Raw genomic sequence first — 14,126 nt, 5'->3', positions numbered from 1 at the left:
CCCACGTCCGAGGCGTGGGGGACTTCGCGTGTGGGGGGCCGCCCGGAGGGTCAGCCGGATGCGGGGACGGCGGTGGGACGGGCCTCGACGACTCCGTGCGGGGTCCAACCGCCGACGGTGATCCGGCGGTGCGCGGCGTAGCCGCACTCGTCCAGCCAGCCCTCGTAGGCCTGCCAGGGGTAGATCGTGCTGCTTTCGAACGGGAGCGTGGTGAAGTACACCCCGTCCAGGCCGGTGTACAGCGGCCCGGCGCCGTCGTCGTCGGAGAACGCGTTGAAGATCAACACCCGACCGGCGGGGTCGACCGCGCGCAGCGCCTTGGCCAGCAATGCCCGGTTCTGCGGGGGCGACCAGATCACCAGCTGGTGCGCGAACAGTACGCAGTCGTAGCCGCCGGGGTACTCGTCGTCGAAGATGTCCGCCGGGTACGTGTCGATGCGATCCGCCAGACCGCTTTCGCGGATGTTGTGTTCGGCCACCTCCAGGGCCCCCGGCCGGTCCAGCACCGTGACCCGCAGGTGCGGGTGTGCGGTGACCAGCGCGATGGCGTTCAGTCCGCCACCGCCGCCGATGTCCAGGATCCGGCGGACGCCGCTGTAGTCGACGCCGTCGATCAGGACCGGATTGGAGATGCGCGACCAGGAGTTCATCCCCTTGTAGAACAGTTCCTCCAGGCCGGGGGTACCCGCGAGCCGGCTGTACAGATCGCGGGTTTCGCCGGGGAAGTGCCGCAGCCCCAGGTTCTCCCCCGCACGCAGCGACGCGGTGTACTCCGCCGCGGGTGCGTAGGCGATCCGTGCCTGGAACTCGACGATGTCGCGCAGGTTGGTCCAGGTTCCGTCGTCGAAGGCGGCCTCGACGATCGAGGCGTTGGTGTACCCGTCGCCCCGCTTGACGGTCAGCCGCAGTGACGTGGTGCCCAGCAGGAGCACGGCCGCCGAGCGGTCCGGCAGTTCCAACTCCTTGGCGATCTCGTCCCGGGTGCTGCCGGGTCGTTCGTGCAGGAATTCGGGGAGTCGCAGCTCGCAGGCCGCGTTCAGTTGTTGGAAGGCGGCGTGGCCGAAGAGCAGCGGTACCAGGTCGGCCATGGTCAGCTGCGGGGTCGCGGTCATGGAGTACCTCCGGTCGACGGCGGATGAAGCCCGGTGGAGCCGGCCGCACGCGTCACAGCAGCGTGCGCGTCGACCACAATTCGGGGAAGAACCGGTGCTCGTTGATCGTGCGCAGCCAGGCCAGGCCGGTGGTGCCCCCGGTCCCGGACTTGCTGCCGAGCATGCGTTCCACCACCAGAAGGTGGGTGGAGCGCCAGACCGAGAAGCGGAACGAGACGTCGCTCAGCGCCTCGGCGAGGCGGTGGTCCAGGGGTCGGCCCGCCGGGTCGCGGTAGACCTCCAGCCAGGCCTGCTCCACCAGCGGGTGTGGTTCATGACGGCGCGTCACGTCCCGCTCCAGGAGGTCCGTGGGCAACTTCGCACCCTGTCGGGCCAGGTATCGGATCGCCTCGTCGTAGATGCTCGGCGCCGCCAACTCGGCCCGGAGCATCGGATATCGCTCCATGTCGGCCTTCCAGGCCCGAACCGTGTCCGGGTCCTTGTTGCCCATCGCGAATTCGAGCACGCGGTACATGAACGACTGGGTACCGGACGCCTCGCCCAGAATCTCGCGAAACTCCAGGAACTCGTCGGGGGCCATCGCACTGAGCACCTCCCAGGACGCCAGCAGCGCCTGCTGGGACCGGGTCGCCCGCTCCAGGTGACCGCACGCGACGGAGATCCGGTCCTGCCGGATCGCGGTCCGGGCCTGGTCCAGTTCCACGTGGATGGCGCGGAACAGGATCTCCTTGACGTGGCTGATCAGGATGAAGGTCAGCTCGCGCGGCGAATCGGTACGCGGGCGGGCCAGTTCGTGCAGCTCGTCCATCCGCGCGTAGGACACGTACGGGGCGGCCCCGTCGCGTTCGCCATCGCCCCCGAAAGGGCAGCGCGCGGGGGGCGGGGCGGAGGCGGCGGCCGGGTGTTCCCTCATCGGAGCTCCCTCGTGGGGTGTGCGCCACGTGCGCGACGCAGGCGGGGGTTGTCGTCCAGGAGTCGGCGCAACACCTTCTCGTCGATGCCCAATCGGCGTGCGGAGAACGAGTGCAACGCGTCCAGGTAGTCCTCCAGGAGTTGCCGCTCGTCCAGCAGCACGGCCTGTCCGGCGCGAACCAGCACGCGGCCGGCCACGATCACGGTGTCGACGTCGACGGAGCCGCCCAGGTGCAGGAACGCCTCCAGGGGGCGCGGGTTGAGCACGTAGCGCCAGTCGTCGGTGGACACCAGCACCAGGTCGGCTCGCTTGCCCGCCTCCAGGCTGCCGATCTCGTCGTCCCAGCGCAGTCCGCGCGCGGGCAGCCGGGTGGCCATGGCCAGCACGTCGGTGGGCCGCACGAAGGTCTGGTCGGCCGACAGCTCGTTGTGCGCCTGCCAGGCCGCGCGCATGTTCTCCGCCATGCCGCCGAGCGGATAGACCACACCGTCGGTGGAAACCGACACGTCCAGACCGGCTCCGATCAGCTCGGTGATCAGCCGGGTCTCGGTCAGCGCGGATTCGCCGGTGCTGCCGTACTTGGCGGGCGAGTGGCTGATGTGCACGCGGTTGTCGATCAGCAGGGATCGTTCGTACTCGTCCGCGAACGCGCAGTGCACCGCCATCAACCGGTGATCGAGCAGCCCGAGTTCGTGCAGGCGACGCAGCGGCGTGGTGTCGAAGCACGCACGCGTCGCATCGCTCTCGTGCCGCAGCGCCCCCACGTGGGTGGCGAAGGTGGTGTCGTACCGGGCGACCAACTCGGCCAATCCGCGCCCGAGTTCGTCGGACATGTTGCCCGGGTACACCGCCGTGGGCCGGCCGCGCAGCAGGCCGCTGTCGTCCTGGGCGCAGCGCCGCAGCACGTCCTCCAGCGGACCCAGCACGGCTTCCGGCTCACGGGTACGCCGAAACGCGCCCTCCCCGGGTACCGCGACACCGTCGGTGGCCCAGGTGCCGAGCACGCAGCGCAGCCCGATCCGCAACGCGGCGTCCGCGAGCGAGTGCGGCAGCGTGAACGAGCCGACGTCGGCGATGGTGGTGGTACCGGATCGCAATTGGGTCCACAGCGAGTACGCGGCGATCGCCTCGGCCTCGTCGGGAGCGAGTTGCCCGGCGAGGTCGTGGAACGAGTCGAACATGGTGGCGATCCGGGCCATTTCCCCACCGCAGGCCATGAACCCGGCCTCGTCCTCGCGATCGTCGGCCGACCGCAGCGCGCCCTTGAACGGGATTCGCATCGCGTACATCTCGTGCCAGTGCGCGTTGACGAAGCCGGGCAGCACCATCATCGACCGGGCGTCGACGGTGCGCAGACCGGCGCGCACCGCCGGGTCGCAGCCGGCGACCGCCTCGTCCACGTCCGCACTGGGGCCGACCGCGACGATCGTGTCGCCGACGACGAGCACCGATCCCGGGTCGTGGACGCGCCCGTCGGCCGCGGCACTGTAGACCACGCCGTCCCGGATCAGCAGCCCGGTTTCCGCGGCGTCGCTCGCGCCGGTGCCGGTCATCGGCCGACCTCGCCGTCCGCGGCGTCGCCGGCGTCGCTCGCGGTTCGCTGCGCGGCGTCGATCCGCTGCCACCAGGCGTCCAGCGTGGGCTGAGCGGCCAAGTCCTGGAAGGGGATCCGCAGGCCCAGCCGTCGCCATTGGTTGACCAGACGCATCATCTCCAGCGATCCGAGCCCGAGCAGCACCAGGTTCTGGTCGGCCTGGAGGCTTTCGGGGTCGGCGCCGATCACGGCGGCGACGGCTTCCCGCAGTCGCGGTGCGGTCAGCGGGCCGGCCGCCGCGTCGGCGGTACCCGGGTCGATGCTCGGTTCCATCTCGGTTTCCTTCCTGCTGGTGCCCGGGACCGGCCCGGAGGGTTGTCGGGACGGTCCGGTCCCGGGCGTCCGTCGCCGGTGTGGTCAGGAGAATGCGGCGACCAGCGCCTTCTTGTCGACCTTGCCCAGTGGGGTGCGCGGCAGGGCGGTCACGATCTCCAGTCGATCCGGCAGCTTGTAGTCGGCCAGGCCCTCGTCGTGCAGCGCCCGGCGCAGGTCGAGCAGCTCGGGCGGCCGGCCCTGCACGACCACGCACGCGCAGGTTCGCTCACCGAGGACCCGGTCGGGGAGGCCGATCAGTGCGACCTGGTGCACACCGGGCAGGGCAAGCAGATGCTCCTCGATCTCGGGCGCGGAGATCTTGTCGCCGCCGCGGATCACCACGTCCTTGATCCGGCCCTCGATCACCAGATGGCCGTCGGGGGTGCGTCTGACCACGTCACCGGTGCGGTAGAAGCCGTCCGCGGTGAAGGCCCGCTCGTTGTGTTCGGCGGCCCGGTAGTAGCCGCGCAGGGTGTACGGCCCGCGCACGAGCATCTCCCCTGCCTCGCCGGGGGCCACCGGATCGCCGTGCTCGTCGACGACCCGGACCTCGTCCGCGGGGGACAGCGGCAGGCCCTGGGTGGTGTACGCGGTCTCCGGATCGTCGTCCTCGCGGACGTAGGACAGCATGCCTTCGGCCATCCCGAAGACCTGTTGCAGCCGGCAGCCGAACGCGGGCGGGATCCGGCGGGCCACGTCGACGGGCAGCTTGGCCCCGCCGACCTGGATGAAGCGCAGACTCGACAGGTCGTGCTCGCTCCACGCCACCTCCTCCAGCCACAGATGCGCGATGGCCGGCACCAGCGAGGTGAAGGTCACCCGCTCCCGGGCGATCAGCGCGAAGCACTCGTCCGCGCCGGCGTCCGCGGCCAGCACCACGGTGCCGCCGGCGGAGAGGGTGCCGAGCACGCCGGGGCATCCCCAGGGGAAGTTGAACTCCACCGGGAGCACCACGAGGTACACGTCCTGCCGGGTGAGTCGGCACAGTTCGCTGCCGGCGCGCACCTGGTAGGCGTAGTCGTCGTGGGTGCGTGGGATCAACTTGGGCAGCGCGGTGGTCCCGCCGGACAGCAGGAAGAACGCGACCTCGCCCGGGTCCACGGGCACCGGCCCGAGATCACCGGCGGGTTCGGCCGCGGTGAAGTCGTCCGGGCCGCCCACGATCAGGATCGTGCGCAGGGTGGGCACGTCGGTCTGGATCTGCTTGGCCAGCGCCGGGTAGTCGAAGCCCACCCGGCCGTCGGGCACGACGTAGGCGACCGCCTCGGAGATGCGGCACAGGTGCCGGATCTCGTTGCCGCGGTGTGCGGCCAGTGCGAACACCGGGTGCGCGCCGAGGCGAAACAGCGCGAAGCACACCGCGACGAACTCGGGGATGTTGGGCAGGTGCACCACGACCCGGTCGCCCGCCGTGACTCCTTCGGCGCGCAGCCGGACGGCCACCCGGTCGGCCCACAGGTCGAGTTCGCGGTAGCTCAGCCGGCGTTCCTCGTGCACCAGCGCGATGCGGTCGGTGTATCGCAGCGCCCAGTCGTGCAGCAGGTCGCCCAGGGTGCGGCCCTGCCAGTACCCCGACTCGCGGTAGCGCTCGGCCCATTCGTCGGGCCACGGCGTGCACCCGGCGAGCATCACCGGCCTCCGTCCGCGTCCGCGGTGATCCGCACGATCGCGCAGGCCACCTCGAAGCCCGGGGTGCCACCGAGCAGGAGCACGTGGTCACCGGTGCGCACCGCGCCGGTCGTCCACAGGTGTTCCAGCCCGGCGACGTGGTCCGAGGGGCCGGCGTGACCGGTCCGCCGGACGAACTCCCAGGTGCCGCGCGCTTCGTCGATCCCTATCGGATCCAGGAAGGTGTCCCGCAGCGCGCCCTGCGCGAAGCTGACGTGGGCGACGCGGGTGATGTCGTCCATGGTCAGCCCGGCCTCGGCCACCGTGTCGCGCACCACGTCGGCCACCAGGTCGCCCAGCGACCCCATCGGCGGCGGGCTGCCTGCGGCCCATTGGCCGGCCCAGTAGGCGCGCCGGCGCTCCAGGTCGAGCGGTTCGCCGCGGGTGATGCCCGGCGGGAACATCTGTTCGCCGCCGCGGTGCAGTTCCTCCATCCCCGGGATGGATCGGGCGCCCGTGGCCACCAGTCGGGCGAACCCGGGTCGGGTGGACAACACGATCGCACCGGCGCCGTCGGCGAGTACGAACAGCTTGGAGACCGTCCAGCGGTCGACCGCGGGGGTGTTGAAGTTGTCCCCGGTGGTCAGGAGTACCGCGGTGCGGCTCGGGTCGGCCAGCAGGTGGTTGGCACCCAGCACCAAAGATTCGATGATGCCCAGGCACCCGTGCCGGACCTCGATCGCCGAGATGGGCTGGTCGATGGTGTTGCGCACGATGTAGTGCGGCGCCGACCACACGTCCGGTCCCTGGTAGTGCACGGTGCTGTGGAACAGCTTGCAGATCTCGTTCGCCTCGTGGTCGGCCCGCTTGAGCGCCTCGTTCGCGGCGCGGATCGCCATGTCGGGGGCGGGCAGGTCACCGGCGTCGCCGATGGAGAGCAACCCACTGCTCTCGCGTTCGGCGGCGGCGTACCGGCCGGCCGCGACCGCGTCCTCGGTGCTCACCCGGTCCGGAAGGTAGGTGCCGATACCGGCCAGGTGGATTCCGTCGAATCTCATTGCTGCTCTCCTCGGCGCCGGATTATCGGGACCGGTCGGCACGACCGGACAGGACGGGGACGGCGTGCTCGTCCGCCGCGCGGACGGCGGATGCGTACAGGCTCGCGAACCGCGGGTCGATCCGGGCCCCACCGTCGTAGTAACGGGAGTACCGGGCCCGGTAGTTGGCGAACCAACCCGGGTGATCGTGCAGGAAGAGGATGTCGTGGAAGGCCATGTTCCTGATCGCGATCATCGGCCAGGGGGCCCGGTTGACCGGGAACAGCGGGTTGCGCGCGGCCGGGGCACGGCAGTCCGGGTGGAACTGGCCGAGCATCAGGCCCTCGGCCACCGCCCGGTCCTTGGTCGCCCGATGGCCCTCGTCGATCAACCACCAGCCGTCCTCGGGCAGGTCGGTGACCAGGACCACGAGCGCGTGCAGCTGGGGGTTGCGCACCTTCCAGTCGATCGAACGGAACATCCGGGTGGCGTCCTCGATCATGCGCACCATGCGAGGCAGGTGCGGCGGACCCTCCCAGCGATGACCCACCGCGATCAGCGAATCGGCGCGCAGCGAGGGTTCGACGAAGGGGCAGACCGGGCCGTCCCGGCCGAGTTCGGCGTGTGGTCGGGCGATGTAGTCGCCGAGCCAGGCGTGCAACTCCCGGTCGCGCTCGGCGTCCAGGGTGACGAACGGATCTTTCCTCATCGGATGCCCTCGTCCCGGATCACGGAGCAGTTCGCGGCACGAAGCGGCCAATGTGTACCGGGCGGCGCGAAGCACTCCAGGGTGACGGTTTGGCTGAGCGGAATCGGGTCCGCGGTGTTGGCCGAGACCGTGCGACGGTTTTGCCAGGCGGGCCCGCCGGCGCGCATACCGGTCTCGCATGGGTTACGTGCGGGCGCCGCGGCCTCCTGAGGGGCGAGTTCGGCGGCGGCCGGGTCGACGCCCGCGTGCAGCCGGCCCTGCGGCTCCGCCCAGTGCCACGCCTGGGCGTCCAGCGCGGCCCAGGTACGCACCCCCTCGGCGCCGAAACGGTGGCCGAGGTAACCCCGGATGAGCGCCAACGCGCGCAGGCACACGCCCCGCCAGCCCTCGGTGTCGGTCTCGTCGGGCTCGGGCCGGCCGTCGTCGAGCCGGTCCAGGATCGCCGCCCACGCGTCGTATCCACCCGCGTCCAGTTGTTCGAGCGCGTTGGCCATGCTCACCTCGGCGGCGAAGAGCCGGTGCCGCCAGACCGTCGCGTCGTCGCCGTCGGCGTCGGGACCGCCGTTGCGGTGTCCCTCTCCGGGCACGGTCACATCAGACCCCTTCCGTCGCCAGCGCGCGCGGGCGGGCGGCCACCGAGCGAGGTGGCGGCACCGCCAGGACCCGACCGGTCGCCGTCAGCAACCGGGCCAGATCGGCGGTGAGTTCGGCCAGTTCCTTGGGGTGCAGGGCCTGCCCGGCGTCGCACAGCGCGGTGGCTGCCTCGGGATGGATGTCGATCATGATGCCGTCGGCGCCGACCGCCGCGGCGGCCAGCGCGAGCGGGCGCACCAGGTCGGTACGTCCGGCCGCGTGGCTGGGGTCGACGATCACCGGCAGGTGGCTCATCCGCCGCACCGCGGCGACGGCGGACAGGTCGAGGGTGAATCGGGTCGCCGGCTCGAACGTGCGGATGCCGCGTTCGCACAGCACCACGTCGGGGTTGCCCTCGGACAGGATGTACTCGGCCGCGAGCAGCCATTCCTCGATCGTGGCCGCCATCCCCCGCTTGAGCAGCACCGGCCGGCCGCTTCGTCCGATCGCCCGCAACAGGGTGGCGTTGCACATGTTCCGGGTACCGACCTGGAGAATGTCCGCGACCTCCAGGATGTCGTCCAGATCCGCGACGTCGAGGACCTCGGTGATGATCGGCAACCCGGTGACCTCGCGCTGTTCGGCGAGCAGACGCAGACCGGCGCGTCCCAACCCCTGGAAGCTGTACGGCGAGGTCCGCGGCTTGTAGGCGCCACCACGCAGGATGGCGCCGCCGGCCAGCGCGACGCCGTGCGCGGAGTCGCTCATCTGGGTCCGGTTCTCCACCGCGCACGGCCCCGCCACGACCACGAACGCCGGTCCACCGATCGCCACTCCGGCCACGTCCACGACGGTGTCGGCGGGTTGGTAGGCACGTCCGGTGAAGCGCAGTGCGTCCTCGGTGTCGACCACCGACTCCACCCCGGGCAACGGTCGGATGCGTTCGGCCAGGCCCCGTGGAGCGGTCTTGGTCGAGATCAGGTGGGCGCGGCCGTGGCATCGGCTGCGCAGCACCTGCATATCCTCCGCACGAAGCGCCGCGGCCACGTCGTCGGCGTGCTCCGGGGCGGAGGTCTGATCCATCACCACGATCATCGGCGAGTCCCCCAGCGTCCTGATTGCGCGACCCGAACCCCCGTCCAGGCCGAATCGGACACTGACAGGCCGCACTTACACGCCTCTTTCGTGTCTCTTGCGTCTCAGCCGAGCAGGGGCGCGGGACCGCGGACGCATCGATCGAGGCCGTCCGGCGGGTACGAGCCGGGCGCCCCGGTGGGTCCGAATCGGCCCGCACCCGGCGCCCGGCGATCGCTCACCGTCGCGCCGAGACCAGCCACAGGCGTTGGGCCAGCCGCTGGTTGGCGGCGAGCACGGGCGGAACCGGCCGCCCCAGCGCGGCGGCGCAGGACTCGACGTCGACGAGGTCGGCGTGCCAGCCGAAGCCGGCCAGCCACCCGAGCGGGTCGTCGATCGAGGACCGCCAGGCCACTCCGATCCGGGCGAGCTCGTGCGCCATTCGGGCGAATTCCTCGGTCTGCATCATCGCCGCGTTGACGTGGTCCAGGACGAGCCTGCTGCCCGGTTGCGACAACGCGCCGATCCGCGTGATCAGTTGATCGCAGTCGGCCCGACCGAGGTAGAGCAGCAGGCCCTCGGCCACCCACGCGGTGGGCAGCGCGGGATCGAATCCCGCCGAACACAGCGCCGCCGCCCACTCCTTGCCGAGGTCGACCGCCACCGACACCCGGTGGCATCGCGGGAGCGCCCTCGCCCGCGCCAGCACGGCGGTCTTGTAGCGCAGGACATCCTCCCGGTCGAGCTCGAACACGCGCACCCCCGGCGGCCAGGGCAGTCGGAAGGCCCGGGTGTCCAACCCCGCCCCGAGCAGCACCACTTGGCGCCCTCCCGCGTGAGTCGCGGCCAGCAGTTCGTCGTCGAACAGGCGAGTGCGCAGCCCGATGAACCCGTGTATCCCGGCCCAGCGTCCACCCAGTGACCGCCGGGGGGCGAACCCGGCCGGCAACGCCGCCCCGACCGCATCCAAGGGAGCCAGGAAGGCGGCCGCGAGGTGGTCGTCGAAGAGTCGATCGGGGCGACGGCTCTCCAGGTTGCGTTCGACGGCGATGGTCAGCGCGGTCAGACCGGCTCCCGACAGCGGGAAATCACGGTGGTCGCAGGGATCACGGCTCGGCTCGGTCATCACTTTCCTCTCCACACCGACAGCGGTGCCCGCGCCCCGTCGAGCACCGTGTGTCGTCGGGCGATCACGGTTGGCAGTCGCCAGATTGCCGGGGAGCGAAACGGAAATACCAGCCAGTTGCCCTCTGGCGCCGGATATCGGCTTTCAAGTAGCGTCGTGGGGTGGATTCCACCAGGCTCGACCCGCTGGAACGGCAATTGGTGCACGCGCTCCAGATCGACGGGCGGGCGCATTTCAGCCGGGTGGCCGCGGTCCTGCAGGTATCCGATCAGACGGTGGCCCGCCGCTATCGCAAGCTGCACAACTCGGGCGCCATGCGGGTGCTGGGCCTGCCCGACGTCAGTCGTTTCGGTCAGGTCGAGTGGCTGGTCCGGATCCAGTGCAGTCCCGACGCGGCGGCCGGCATCGCCGCCGCCTTGGCCTGGCGCGACGACACCTCCTGGGTCAGCCTGACCGCCGGCGGCACCGAGATCGTCTGCGTCACCCGCAGCGGCCCGCGCAGCGATCGTGATTCCCTGCTTCTGCAGAAGTTGCCGCGCACTCCGCGCGTGGTCGGCGTCACCGCGCACAACATCCTGCACGCGTTCTCCGGCGGCCCGACCGGCTGGCACGGCAAGGCCAACTCGCTGACCCCGGAACAGATCCGCGAACTCGACGCGGGGCTCGGCGATCCCCCCAAGCACCGGGAACGCCTGGAGTTGTTCGAGGGGGACAGCAAGCTCCTGGCCACGCTCGCCCTGGACGGTCGGGCCGGCTACGCCAAACTGGCCGAGGTGACCGGCTGGTCCGAATCGACCGCCAAGCGCCGGTTGGAGAGCCTGCGCCGGGCCCGGGCGCTGTTCTTCGACGTGGAGATCGATTCGGCGCTGCTCGGCTACGAGACCGAGATGATGTTGTGGCTCTCCGTGCCGCCCGCGGCCCTGGTCGCGGTCGGTGAGGCGCTGGCCGGGCATCACGAGGTGGCCTTCGCCGCCGCCATCACCGGCTCCGCGAACCTGGTCGCGATGGTCGCCTGCCGAGACGCCGACGACTTCTACCACTACCTGACCACCCGGATCGCCGGCTTGGACCAGGTGGTGGCGATGGAGACGGCTCCGGTCATCCGCTCGGTCAAGCGCGCCGGCAGCGTGCCCAAGTCGGCCTCCGCCGGATCGGGCCCCTCGCGGCGCTGACGCCCGCCGAGACCGGCAGCGGAACCCGACCCGACCCACCGCCGCGCCCGCCCCCGACCGGGACCACGACGCGGACCGGGCCCGAGGCGCGGACCGGGCCCCGATCCACGACGACCGGCCCGAGCCGTGCGGCCCGCCGTCCCCTGCCCGCCGCCGAGCCGACCACGGCTGATCCCGCCGGCCACGGCCGGACGGTTTCCGCCCTCGACACCGGTCGCGATGTCGAAAACAAGCAATGTGTTCCCCCTGCGTGGCGCGTTCCGCCCGATCACCGCGAAGGTTCCGGTATCCGGGGTTTCTCGACATCAACCACCCTCCGCCGAGAGGAAACTCATGCGTAAGTGGCCGCCCCTTGTGGCGATCTGTCTCGGTACGTTCATGCTGCTCGTGGACGTGACCATCGTGACCGTGGCACTGCCGGACATGGCGACCGATCTGGACACCGAGCTGTCCGATCTGGAGTGGGTCGTCGACATCTACGCGTTGGCACTGGCCGCACTGCTGCTGGGCATCGGGTCGACGGCGGACGTACTCGGCCGCAAGGCCACCTACCTGGTCGGCCTGGTGGTCTTCGCGATCGCCTCGCTGGTGTGCGCGCTGGCGCCCGACGCGGGGGTGCTGATCGCGGCCCGAGGTGTGCAGGGCATCGGCGCGGCCGGCATGTTCGGCACCACCATCGCCCTGCTGGGCTCGCACTACCGGGGCAAGGATCGCGCCGTCGCGTTCGCCGTGTGGGGGGCCACCAACGCGGTGGCCGCGGCGGCGGGACCGGTGGTCGGCGGCCTTTTGACCGAATACCTGGACTGGCGTTGGATCTTCTACGTCAACCTCCCGGTGAGCGTGATCGCGGTCCTGATGAGCGTGCGCGTGCTGAAGGAGGAGCGCCCCGCCGAACGCCACCGGATCGACATCCCGGGCATCGTCGCGTTCACCGTCGCCGCCGGATCGGTCACCTTCGCGCTGATCCGGGCCCACGTCGACGGCTGGACCTCGGTGAACACCCTGGGCATGCTCGGGCTCGGCCTGGTCGCGCTGATCCTGTTCATCGTGGTGGAGCGCCGGCACCCGTACCCGATCCTGGATCTCACGCTCTTCCGGAGCCGTTCGTTCGTCGGGATCATGTCGGCCGGGTTGTTGATGCAGGCCGCCGCGTTCGCCTACCTGCTGTTCACGTCCCTGTGGCTGCAGACCGTCCTGGGCTACGGGCCGATCAAGGCGGGCCTGTACATCCTGCCGCTGAGCATCTCGGCGTTCGTGCTCTCCGCCCTGGTGGGCCGACTGGGACCGTGGGCCCCCAAACCCGCGATCGGCATCGGCATGCTCTTCATCGCGGCGGGCGCGGCGCTGCAGGCGTTCGTGAAGGCCGACTCGTCGGGCGGGGTGATCATCGCCGGCCTCCTGGTGGCCGGGGTGGGCGTGGGGCTGGTCACTCCGACCCTGTCCGGCGCCGCGTTGGCCTCGGTGCCGGCGGCTCGTGGCGGAATGGCGGGCGGAGCGGTGAACACCTTCCGGCAACTCGGCTTCGCCCTGGGTATCGCCGTGTTCGGCGTCATCTTCCAGGCCCGAGTCCAGGACGTGCTCACCGACAAGGGCCACCTGGCCAACGCCCACCACGTGGCCGGGGCGCTGACCGGCGGTCAGGCGCAAGGTGTGATCGCCCGCACTCCCGAACCCCAGCGGGACTCGATGGAGCATCTGGTCCGCGAGGCGTTCGCCTCGGGTCTCAACGTCACGCTCCTGGTCGCCGCGGCCGTCGCCGTCCTGGCCGCGATCCTGGTCTTCGCCCTGGTCGACGCGCCCGCGACCCGGGAATCGACCGACGACGAGTCCGAACCGCTGTCGGAGACGACCTCGGCGGCGGGAAACGTCTGACCTCCTGCCCGGGCGGTCATCACGGGCCCACGCCGCCCGGTGCCGTGTTCGGGCCACACGTGCGCGCCTGCCGGATCCGGCGACGCGTACGCGCCGGTCGGACCGAACATTTCCGGTCCGACCGGCGTGCGCACGTGTTCAGGACCGGGCGGCGGGTCGCAGCAGGCCCATCCGGGCCAGCACCGCGTCACCGACCGAGGTCCCGACCCGACCGAGATCGAACGGCAGGTCGAAGTGGTTGCGCCCGACCACCACCAGGTCGCGGACCGGCTGCTCCCGGGCCCGCAGAGCCTCGACGAACTCCCGCTGCTGACGGGCGTATTCGAAGGTCTCGGCGGCACCGCGGGCGACGATCACCGATTGCGCGGCAAGCGGCCCGCCACGCAGCGGGCTGTATCGCCGCGCGGTTTCCCGATCCAGCCCCAGCGCGTCGTTGACGTAGCTCGACCGGATCGGTTCGAGGTCGTACACCCCGCTGAGCAGGCACACTCCCGGCAACCGCGGCCCCGCCTCGGGCCCGCTCAGCGCCGCCGCGACGAGATGCGCACCCGCCGAACTCCCGCCCGCGTACACCGCGTCGCCCGCGTGTCCGAGCAACGCACCACGCTCGCACAACCAGCGCAGCCCGCGCCGCACGGACTCGACCATCGAGCCCAGCGAACAACCCGGCGCCAGTCCGTACCCCAGCGCCGCGAAGGCGGCCCCGGCCTTCACGAACCGGGGTGCGGCGAAGGCCGATTCCTCCTTGCTGCACTGCTGCCAGTGGCCGCCGTGGACGAAGACGAACAGCGGCGCCCCGGGCCGGGTCGCCGGGAAGTAGTCGAGTCGTTCGGCCGGACCCGGTCCGTATCGCACGTCCGGGCGGCATGCCAGGTCGGCGCGCGCCTGCCGGCTCCTGGCCGCGGCCTGGTCCAGTATCCGGAGAAAGTCGGGCGCGCGGGAACTCGGCGAATACTCCCGGTCGAGCGCGGCCCGATCGAACGCGCCGTACACGATCGTCATGGGTCCTCCACATTCGGTC

The 14,126-nt window shown here is 71.1% G+C and carries 13 protein-coding genes; 2 read left to right on the top strand and 11 right to left on the bottom strand.

Annotated features, from left to right (window positions below):
- Positions 1-50 precede the first annotated feature (50 nt).
- The 10 genes from ACIBM5_RS14035 to ACIBM5_RS13990 all read right to left on the bottom strand — a co-directional run bounded on the left by ACIBM5_RS14035 (position 51) and on the right by ACIBM5_RS13990 (position 10,061).
- A complete protein-coding gene (locus tag ACIBM5_RS14035; protein ID WP_396007058.1) occupies positions 51-1,112 on the bottom strand; it encodes a methyltransferase in 1,062 nt (353 codons plus the stop codon).
- Positions 1,113-1,164: 52 nt separating this feature from the next.
- Positions 1,165-2,025 carry a tryptophan 2,3-dioxygenase gene (locus tag ACIBM5_RS14030; RefSeq protein WP_396007057.1) on the bottom strand — a complete coding sequence of 287 codons (861 nt, stop codon included), beginning with the start codon at positions 2,023-2,025 and terminating at the stop codon, positions 1,165-1,167.
- Positions 2,022-3,578 carry an amidohydrolase family protein gene (locus ACIBM5_RS14025; protein WP_396007056.1) on the bottom strand — a complete coding sequence of 519 codons (1,557 nt, stop codon included), beginning with the start codon at positions 3,576-3,578 and terminating at the stop codon, positions 2,022-2,024. The genes ACIBM5_RS14030 and ACIBM5_RS14025 overlap by 4 nt, the downstream gene beginning before the upstream one ends.
- A complete protein-coding gene (locus ACIBM5_RS14020) occupies positions 3,575-3,892 on the bottom strand; it encodes a phosphopantetheine-binding protein (RefSeq protein WP_396007055.1) in 318 nt (105 codons plus the stop codon). The genes ACIBM5_RS14025 and ACIBM5_RS14020 overlap by 4 nt, the downstream gene beginning before the upstream one ends.
- An 84-nt stretch (positions 3,893-3,976) precedes the next feature.
- Entirely contained in the window at positions 3,977-5,563 is a 1,587-nt protein-coding gene (locus ACIBM5_RS14015; RefSeq protein ID WP_396007104.1) for a (2,3-dihydroxybenzoyl)adenylate synthase, read from the bottom strand.
- Positions 5,563-6,600, bottom strand: coding sequence for a ketoacyl-ACP synthase III family protein (locus ACIBM5_RS14010; protein WP_396007054.1), 1,038 nt, complete (start codon positions 6,598-6,600; stop codon positions 5,563-5,565). The genes ACIBM5_RS14015 and ACIBM5_RS14010 overlap by 1 nt, the downstream gene beginning before the upstream one ends.
- Before the next feature lie 22 nt (positions 6,601-6,622).
- Positions 6,623-7,288 carry a DUF6875 domain-containing protein gene (locus tag ACIBM5_RS14005; RefSeq protein ID WP_396007053.1) on the bottom strand — a complete coding sequence of 222 codons (666 nt, stop codon included), beginning with the start codon at positions 7,286-7,288 and terminating at the stop codon, positions 6,623-6,625.
- On the bottom strand, positions 7,285-7,881 hold the full coding sequence (locus ACIBM5_RS14000) for a hypothetical protein (RefSeq protein ID WP_396007052.1): 597 nt from the start codon (positions 7,879-7,881) through the stop codon (positions 7,285-7,287). The genes ACIBM5_RS14005 and ACIBM5_RS14000 overlap by 4 nt, the downstream gene beginning before the upstream one ends.
- Position 7,882: 1 nt before the next feature.
- Positions 7,883-8,944, bottom strand: coding sequence for a 3-deoxy-7-phosphoheptulonate synthase (aroF, locus tag ACIBM5_RS13995; protein ID WP_391581487.1), 1,062 nt, complete (start codon positions 8,942-8,944; stop codon positions 7,883-7,885).
- Between the two features lie 229 nt (positions 8,945-9,173).
- A complete protein-coding gene (locus ACIBM5_RS13990) occupies positions 9,174-10,061 on the bottom strand; it encodes an SAM-dependent methyltransferase (protein WP_396007051.1) in 888 nt (295 codons plus the stop codon).
- 161 nt (positions 10,062-10,222) lie between these two features.
- Between ACIBM5_RS13990 and ACIBM5_RS13985 the strand changes: the two genes are divergently transcribed.
- Complete coding sequence (locus ACIBM5_RS13985; protein ID WP_396007050.1) at positions 10,223-11,233, top strand: Lrp/AsnC family transcriptional regulator; 1,011 nt, start codon at positions 10,223-10,225, stop codon at positions 11,231-11,233.
- A gap of 333 nt (positions 11,234-11,566) precedes the next feature.
- A complete protein-coding gene (locus ACIBM5_RS13980) occupies positions 11,567-13,105 on the top strand; it encodes an MFS transporter (RefSeq protein ID WP_396007049.1) in 1,539 nt (512 codons plus the stop codon).
- Between the two features lie 138 nt (positions 13,106-13,243).
- Here ACIBM5_RS13980 and ACIBM5_RS13975 read toward each other — a convergent pair whose 3' ends face one another.
- Positions 13,244-14,107: an alpha/beta hydrolase gene (locus tag ACIBM5_RS13975; protein WP_396007048.1), complete on the bottom strand. Its 864-nt coding sequence runs from the start codon at positions 14,105-14,107 to the stop codon at positions 13,244-13,246.
- Positions 14,108-14,126 lie beyond the last annotated feature (19 nt).

Source organism: Embleya sp. NPDC050493 (assembly GCF_044458105.1).
Lineage (GTDB): Bacteria > Actinomycetota > Actinomycetes > Streptomycetales > Streptomycetaceae > Embleya.
The sequence above is the reverse complement of the archived record's forward strand: the minus strand, read 5'-3'. Positions and strand labels throughout refer to the sequence as shown.